Here is an 8,183-nt window from a genome sequence, read left to right on the forward strand (position 1 = left end):
GAGGACCGGCGGGCGGGCCGACCCGGGCGAACTGCGCGACATCGCCGACCACGCCGAGCGCCGCGGCATGGCCGGTGTCGTCCGGGCCGCCCGCGAACTGCTCTGATCCGGGCGTCGGGCGACTCGACGACGCCGTCGACGCTGGTGGAGAAGTGGGCGACGGTCCGGCGGCCGGGCGCGGTGGCGGTCATGGCTGGGCTCCGCAGGGCAGTCAGCGGTGTCCGTTCACCAGCGTGGACACCGGGGCCCGCCGGGATTCATCGGGGGCCGGAATGACTTTCGCCGGCGGTGGCCGGCGGGTTCTCGGCGGTCAGCCGCCAGCCGCGGGCCCGGCGGCGTTCGCGCCAGAACGCCGCGTAGCGTCCGTCGGCGGCAAGTAGGTCGGCGTGCGGGCCGCACTCGACGACGCGGCCGCCGGCGAGGACGGCGATCTGGTCGGCGCGGACGATCGTGTCCAGCCGGTGCGCGATCACCAACACGGTGCGGTCGGCGGCGAGTTCGGTGATCGCCGCGTGCACGGCGGCCTCGTTCTCGGCGTCGAGGGACGCGGTGGCCTCGTCGAGCAGCACGATCGGCGCGTCCTTGCACAGGGCGCGGGCGATGGCGACCCGCTGGCGTTCGCCGCCGGACAGCAGCCGGCCGCCCTCCCCGACGCGGCTGGCCCAACCGTCGGGGAGCCGGGCGACGACGTCGTCCACCCGGGCCCGGCGCGCCGCGTCGCGGACCTGGTCGGCGGTGGCACCCGGACTGCCGAACCGGATGTTCTCCTCGATGGTCGCGTCGAGCAGGTAGACGTCCTGGAACACCAGCGCGATGCGGCCGAGCAGCTCCTCGCCGGCGAGGTCGCGGACATCGGCGCCGCCAACGCGCACCGAGCCGGCGTCGACGTCGTGGAAACGGGCGATCAGCTTGGTGACCGTGGTCTTGCCCGCGCCGGAGGCGCCGACGAGCGCGGTGGTACGCCCGGCCGGGATCGTCAGCGTCAGTCCGGAGAGCACCTCGGGGCCGCCGGGGTAGGCGAACCGGACGTCGGCCAGCTCGATGCCGCCGTGCTCGATGCGGCCGCCGGCCACGGGTTGCGGCAGCGGCGCGACCGCGAGGAGCTCCCCGATCCGCCGGGCGGAGGCCCGCGCGCCGCGCACCGCCTCGCCGAGGCCGACGAGGGCGTCGAGCGGTCGCAGCAGGCTGATACCGAGGACGATCAGGGCGATCGCCGTCCCCGCGTCGAGACGATGGTGGGTGGTCAGGGCCAGGCCGGTGACCAGCAGCGCGGTGAAAGCCAGCTGGATGCCGAGCTCGCCGAGGTACTCGCCGGGCAGCCGGCCGACGATCTCGCGCCGGGCCGCGCGGTGCTGGGCGGTCAGGGCCTCGTCGAGCGTGGCCCGGCCGGCGGAGTCCTGGCCGGCGGCGCGCAGGGTCGGCTGGGCGCCGGCGAACTCGACCAGCCGGCCACCCGCCTCCGTGGCGGCGGCATGCCCCGCGGCCTCGGTCCGCTGCGTCACCCGATGGGCGAGGACGAGCGCGGCGAGCACCACCGGGACGGCGAGCAGCGCGGCGAGCCCGATCCGCCAGTCGTAGCCGAGGAGGAACACGGCGATCGTGGCGGGGGTGAGCACCGCGCCGAGCAGGGACTGCGCGAGGAACACGGTGCTCGCCACCCGGGCGGCGTCGCCGATGACCAGCTGCGGCGCCTCCTCCGCGTGCGGACCGTCGAACCAGCCCAGCGGCAGGGTCACGAGCTTGTCGCCGAGGCGGGTGTAGAGGTCGCGGCGCCAGGCCGACGACAACCGCAGCGCCCGTGACCCCAGGTAGTAGTGCGCGACCCAGCCGGCCGCCGCCGCGACGGTGATCGGGATCAGCCACCAGGCCGCGGCGGCGTCGTCACCGTCGAACAGGGCGATCAGCAGCGGCGCGAGCAGCCCGAACACGACGCCCTCGCTGATCGCGTAGCCGGCCACTGCGGCCAGGTAGCGGCCGAGCGGCCGATGCTGATCCGCGGGGACGAGCGCCCGCAGTTCCCCGCTCATGACCGGCTTCCCTGCTGGGCGTGCCACATCCGCGCGTAGCGCCCGTCCGCGGCGAGCAGTTCGTCGTGCCGGCCGCGTTCGACGATGCGACCGTCGTCGAGGACGAGAATCTGATCGACCCCGGTGATCGTGTACAGCCGGTGGGCGATGACGAGCAGGGTCCGGCCGGTGGCGAGCTCCGCCAGCGCGTCCTGGATCGCCCCCTCCGAATCGGGGTCGGCGAACGCGGTCGCCTCGTCGAGGACGACGATCGGTGTGCCGGCCAGCAGGGTGCGGGCGATCGCGACCCGCTGGGCCTCCCCGCCCGACAGATGTGCGTCCGCGCCGATGACCGAGTCGTAGCCGCGGGGCAGGGCGCGCAGGCGCTCGTCGACCGCGGCGGCGCGGGCGGCGGCCCGCACCTCGTCCTCGGTCGCCGCCGGCACGCCCAGGGCGATGTTGTCGTGGATCGAGCGCCGCAGCAGCACGGCGTCCTGCAACAGGAAGCCGACGTGGCGATACAGCTCGCCGCGGTCGATCTCGCGCAGGTCGACGCCGCCGAGGCGGATGCTTCCCGCGGTGACGTCGGCGAAGCGCGCCAGCAGCATCGCGAGTGTCGACTTGCCCGCCCCGGACGGCCCGACCAGCGCCGTCACGGTGCCCGGCCGTAGCGACGCGCTTACCCCGCGCAGCACGTCGGCGCCGTCGCCGTACCCGAAGTGGACGTCGTCGAGCTCCACCGTCAACGGCGCACCCACGGGTTTCGCCCGCGCGGGGCCGACGTCGATCTGGCGGGGTTCGCGCAGCAGCCCGCCGATCCGCCCGGCCGCCCCCTCGGCGCTCTCACGCAGGTCCTGGGCCAGGTAGATCGGGGTGAGCTGCTCGAACAGGCCGACGCCGAGCAGCGCGAAGGCCACCAGGTTCACCGGATCGCTCCAGCCCGCGGCGACCAACCCGGTGCCGACGGCGGCGACGGCGAACACCACCGTCGCCGGCGCGACCGTCGCCCGGGCCACCCCGCGGGGCCGCAGGAAGATCCGCTGGGCCGCCTCGTCGGCGTCGACGTACTCGGCGGCGGCCGTGGCGTACCGGGGCGCGCCGCGGCCACCGGCGAACGCCTTCACGACGCTGATGGCCCGCACCGTCTCCACCACGGCAGCGGTCAGTTCGGTGCTCGCCGCGGCGACCCGGGCCATCTCGTCGGTCGCGCGCACGCTGAGCCGCATTCGGATCGACTGCGCCGCCGCGACCAGTGCCACCGTCACCAGCGCCAGCGGCCAGTCGACCCAGAGCAGGTAGGCGACGACCACCGTGGGGCCGGCGACGGCGGCGGCGAGATCCCCGCGGGCGTGGGCGACCGCGTGGTGCAACGTCGCGACGTCGTCCTGCACCGTCGCGCGGACCTGGCCGGAGACACCACCGGCGAACCAGCTCAGTGGTAGCGCGCTGAGCTGATCGGTGAGCTGTCGGCGCAGCATCAGCGCGAGGTCCGCGTCGGCGAGATGACTGAGCAGGCTCGCCACCGCATACAGCACGAGCCGGATCAGCAACAGGCCGACCGCCGTCCAGGCCAGCGCCCACACCGGTTGGCCGGTGTCCTCCAGCAGCCGCCGCGCGATCTCGACCAGGATCACCGCCGGCGTGATCGCGAGCACCGTCGCCAGCGCCTGCAGGATCGCCGCCGCCGTCACCCGTCCGCGCACCGGCCGCCGCAGCTGCGCGAGCTCGGCCTGGGCGACGCCCGCCGTCGCCGCGCCCGGACGGAACGGAAACGCGAACTGCGGCACCAGAGCACTCCCGACCTGACCTGTACGGATGGACTCCGCACAGGTTAAGCGTACCTAAGCTGTTGTGTGCGGGAATGCCCCGAACGGTCCCGTCACCCGGTCGCCACTGCCTGCTGCCCGGCCGAAACACGGACCTGGCGGTGCAGGTAGTACAGCCACGGCGGGATCGTCGCCCAGTACACGATGATGTTGCCGATCACGACGCCCCGGGCGCCACCCACGAGCAGGCCGATCACCGGGCAGGCGAGCAGGAACGGCACGAAGAACAGGTTGATCCAGAAGGTCAGCCGGGTCCGGCCGAACGCGTAGAGCACCGCGGCCGGGCCGACCGCCAGGCCCGGGCCGGCCTGCGCGATCACGGCGAGCAGCAGCAGCTCGTGGGTCTGCTTCCAGGTGTCGCCGAGCAGCGCGGCGCCGAAGTTGCCCGGCAGCACCAGGAACGCGAGCCCCCACAGCGTGCTGGAGACCACCACCAGCCCGCTGACGAGGTACGCGCCGCGCAGCACATCACGGCCGGGCATGTGCTTGCGCCGGGAGAACTCCGGGATGGCGAAGCTCATCAGCGCCACCGCCAGGTTCGTGGTGGGCGCGAGCAGCGTCTGTAGTCCGCGCAGCGCGCCGACCAGCGACGTTGAGCCGATCGCACCGATGATCAGGGTGGAGGACTGCTGCGCGCCCTGCAGGGTGAGGAACTCGGCGGTCATGAAGCCGGTCGTCTCGCGGTGCCCGGTGAACCACGTCCACGCGTGGCGCGGTGCCGGCCAGGCACGGTGCTGCACGATGCCGACCAGCGCGGCGAGCCCGGCGGCCGCACCCCAGAGCAGGACCAGGGCGGCGCCGCCCTGCGTGCCGGGAGTCGCGACGGCGAGCAGACCGACTCCGGCGGCCAGCCCCACCGCCCACACCAGGTCATTGGCCACTGCGAGCAGCGGCCTGCCCTGCGCGAACGAGGCGTAACGCCAGGCGTCCTGCAGCAGCAGCGCCGGCATGATCACACCCATGACGGTCAGGTTCAACCCGACGGTGCCCCGCAGCGCTGCCCCGACCAGCAGGAGCACCACCCCCACCACGGCGCCCAGGGTGAGCGCCGTGCCGGCCGCGCTGCGCACCGCCTTGCGGAACGCCGAGGGCGGCACGTCGGCGTAGCTGATCCCGAGCGGCGCGGTCGCCGCGGCCCGGGCCAGGCCGACCACCATGGCGAAGATCGTGTAGGCGATGGCGAACGCACCGAACCCGGTCGGGTCGACCCGGCGGGCGATGAGGAAGTTGATCGCCGCGTTCGTGCCGCTGGAGACGACCTGATCGAAGACCGTCCACAACGCATTGGCCCGGCTACCCGAGCGGACCGGTGCCTCGGTCGCTGGCTGATCGGCCAGCGCCGCTGCCTTCCCGAGGAGATCGACATAGTCCGGATAGTCGCGGCGCGCAAAGTCATTGTCCGCATACTCACGGTCGGAATGGCCGCGGTCCGGATATTCATGGTTCGCGGGGTCGTGCCGGTCCGCGCGCGGACCTTCCTGGGGGCGCCGCGGCGGCGGGACTCCATGATCCAGGCTGGTCGCGCGGTCCGAGCCGCGCCTCACATCGTCATCCACGTGTCGGTTACCTCGCGCCCGTTCCGGGATCCGCTCGGCGGACGCGCGACACCGTCAGGCCCCCGACGGGTGCGGTCGGTCGTGATGGCCTCACGGCGGCCGCGCCGCGCAGCTACCCCCCGGTCCGGTCTGCGGTTGGTCAACGCGGCTCCGCCTATTGCGGGCCCAACTCTACCGTGACGTAAGTATCTACTTCAGCTCGCTGCGTCGGTACGTCGACGTTCATCTCAGGGCGGCGACGATTTCGCGGGTGTTGTGCTCCTCCATCTGCAGATAGGTGGCACCGTCCGAGCCGGACGGTCCGAGAGTGTCGCCGTAGAGCGAGTCCTCGCCGGCCACCACGCGGACGCCGGCCTCCGTCGCGATGGTCCGCGCGGTCCGCGGCGGGAGCGAGGACTCGGAGAACACGGCCTTGACCCCCGTCGCCCGGATCCGGTCCACGAGGTCACGGATGCTGCTGCCGGAGAGTTCGGCGGAGGTGTCGAAACTCGGGATGATCGAACCGACGAAGGTCAGCCCGTAGCGGGCGAGGTAGTAACCGAAGGCGTCGTGGTTGGTGACCAGCTTGCGGTTGCCCGGCGGAATCGTCGCGATCTGCCGGCGGATGTCGGCGTCCAGGGTGTCGAGCCGCGCGTCGTAGGCGACGCGGTTCGCGTGGTAGTAGCCGGCGTTGCCTGGGTCGGCCTGCGCGAGCCCGCGCTCGATGTCCGCAGCCATGATCTTGACGTTGAGCGGGTTGTGCCAGATGTGCGGATCGCCGCCCTTCTCCTCGTCGCCGGTGCCCGACCGGATCGTGACGCCGCGACTCGAGTCGACCCGGACGCCGTCGAAGCCGGCCGCACCGACCGTGTCGTCGAGCCAGCTCTCCAGGCCGACGCCGTTCTCGACGAGCACCTTGGCGTCGCCGATCGCGTCGAGGTCCGCCGGGGTGGGTTCGTAGTCGTGTGGGTCGACGTTGGGCCGCAGGATCTGCGTGACGCTGACCCGGTCGCCGCCGACGGCGCGGGTGAAGTCGGCGACCTGGCTCGTCGTCGCGACGACCGGGAGCCGGCCGTCGGTGGCGGCGGACGCGCCGCCAGAGCCGCAGCCGGCCAGGACGGCGGCGAACAGGGCTAGGCCGGCGAGGATGGCCGGCGGGTTGGCGAGACGCGGGCGACGCAGGCGAGGGGAGGGGGGCACGGAGTCCTCTTCGACGAGACCTGGCGGACGGACGGGCGGACGGGCGGACGGGCGGACGGGCGGACGGGCGGACGGGCGGACGGGCGGCGCGGCGGCGCAGGAGGGGTTGACGACGCCGCAGCACTGATGAAAACGATTCCCGAAACGCATGTCAATAACGGGTTGTGGTCGTCGTGCCCGACCAGTCCCGCGAAGCCGCCTACGCGCAGCCCGTCCACCTGCGTGTTCGCGCAGCGCGGAGGCCCATGACGACCGGATGGTCTCGATGCTGGAATTTTCGGGTCAGCCCGCGATCGCGGGCTCCTGCTGGGTAATGCAGTGCACTCCGCCGCCGTGCGCGAAGATCACGCGGGCGTCGACCGGCTCGATCCGGCGCGTCGGATGCAACCGGCCGATGAGGTCGAGCGCCTCGGCGTCCCGGGGATCATCGAAGACGCCGGCGACGACCACGCCGTTGCCGACATAGTGGTTCAGGTAGGAGTAACCGGCCGGACCGCCGTCGACCTCCAGCACCGCCGGCGCCGGGATCTCGACCACTGTCAGCAGCTGCCCGGCGGCGTCCCGGCTGGCCCGCAGCAGCGCGGCGAGCTCCCGCGTCATCTCATGATCGGGATGGTTCGGGTCCGGCTGGCTGTGCACCGCGACGACGCCAGAGCGGACGAACGCCGCGACGACGTCAACGTGCCCACGGGTGCCGAACCGGTCGTAGTCGCGGGCCACCCCCCGCGGCAGCCAGATGGCCCGGGACGTGCCGAGCTGGGCGTGTACCTCGGCCTCGACCCGGGCCGGGTCCCAGCCGGGATTGCGCAGCGGATCGAGCTGTACCGTCTCGGTGAGCAGCACGGTGCCGGCGCCGTCGACGGCGATCCCGCCGCCCTCGTTCGTCAGGGATGAGTGCCGCACCGCCGCGCCGGCCCGGCCAGCGATCATGGTGGCCAGCGACCGGTCCGCGGCCCAGCTCGCCCACTCCTGCGCGCCCCAGCCGTTGAACACCCAGTCGACGGCGCCGAGACGGTGACCGTCCTCGACGGTGAAGGTCGGGCCCGTGTCGCGGATCCACGCGTCGTCCAGCGAATGTTCGATCACGGTCACCGCCGGTGGCACCAGCCGCGCGGCAGCCGCGCCCTGGCCCGGACCGGCGAGCAGGACGACGGGTTCGTAGCGGCCGATCGTCGTGGCCACCCGGGCCCAGGCCGCCCGCGCGGCGGCAAGGCTCGGAGATCCCTCCGGGCCGAACGTGTCGTTCGGCGGCGGGAACGCCATCCAGGTCCGACGGTGCGGCTCCCACTCCGCCGGCATCCGCCGCGCCGCCGGGCCAGCTGTGTCGGTTGGGCCTGCTGTGCTGGCTGGGCCTGCTGTGCCGGCCGAATCCGGCGCACCGGCTGGGCCTTCCGTACTGGCCGGGCCTTCCGCGCCGGTTGGGGCGGGGCGGGTGGCAGGCACGGCGGCATCATCGCAGGGGCGGGCGGACCCGATCGCCTCGGCGCGCGACCGGGGTGGCGGGCGACGGCGTGAGAGCATCGCGGGCATGCTGACGGTCACCAGCCTCGGCGCGCCCTCGTCACCGGCGCGCACGCAGCCGGCGTCGCGCCCGCCGCTGCGGGTCGCGGCCGTGC

The 8,183-nt window shown here is 73.5% G+C and carries 6 protein-coding genes; 1 reads left to right on the plus strand and 5 read right to left on the minus strand.

Annotated elements, in window-relative coordinates:
- Positions 1–257 precede the first annotated feature (257 nt).
- From MXD58_RS14580 to MXD58_RS14600, 5 genes are all read right to left on the minus strand, one after another.
- On the minus strand, positions 258–2,027 hold the full coding sequence (locus tag MXD58_RS14580; RefSeq protein ID WP_248839795.1) for an ABC transporter ATP-binding protein: 1,770 nt from the start codon (positions 2,025–2,027) through the stop codon (positions 258–260).
- Positions 2,024–3,793: an ABC transporter ATP-binding protein gene (locus MXD58_RS14585; RefSeq protein ID WP_248839794.1), complete on the minus strand. Its 1,770-nt coding sequence runs from the start codon at positions 3,791–3,793 to the stop codon at positions 2,024–2,026. Before MXD58_RS14585 ends, MXD58_RS14580 begins: the two co-directional genes overlap by 4 nt.
- A gap of 92 nt (positions 3,794–3,885) precedes the next feature.
- Positions 3,886–5,388 (minus strand): MATE family efflux transporter, encoded by a 1,503-nt coding sequence (locus tag MXD58_RS14590; protein ID WP_250609409.1) that lies wholly within the window; start codon positions 5,386–5,388, stop codon positions 3,886–3,888.
- Between the two features lie 222 nt (positions 5,389–5,610).
- Positions 5,611–6,567 (minus strand): metal ABC transporter substrate-binding protein, encoded by a 957-nt coding sequence (locus MXD58_RS14595; RefSeq protein ID WP_248841423.1) that lies wholly within the window; start codon positions 6,565–6,567, stop codon positions 5,611–5,613.
- 282 nt (positions 6,568–6,849) lie between these two features.
- Positions 6,850–7,866, minus strand: a complete 1,017-nt coding sequence (locus MXD58_RS14600) for an agmatine deiminase family protein (protein WP_284678360.1) — start codon at positions 7,864–7,866, stop codon at positions 6,850–6,852.
- A 133-nt stretch (positions 7,867–7,999) separates the two neighbouring features.
- Here MXD58_RS14600 and MXD58_RS14605 point away from each other — a divergent pair.
- Positions 8,000–8,183 (plus strand): hypothetical protein (locus MXD58_RS14605; RefSeq protein WP_250609410.1); only part of this gene is annotated, 184 nt, incomplete at its 3' end.

Source organism: Frankia sp. AgKG'84/4 (assembly GCF_023242965.2).
GTDB lineage: Bacteria > Actinomycetota > Actinomycetes > Frankiales > Frankiaceae > Frankia.

Excerpts from the sequence above, each read along its gene's own strand:
- MXD58_RS14580 (WP_248839795.1), bottom strand. The coding sequence starts at position 2,027 with ATGAGCGGGGAACTGCGGGCGCTCGTCCCCGCGGATCAGCATCGGCCG.
- MXD58_RS14600 (WP_284678360.1), bottom strand. The coding sequence starts at position 7,866 with ATGCCGGCGGAGTGGGAGCCGCACCGTCGGACCTGGATGGCGTTCCCG.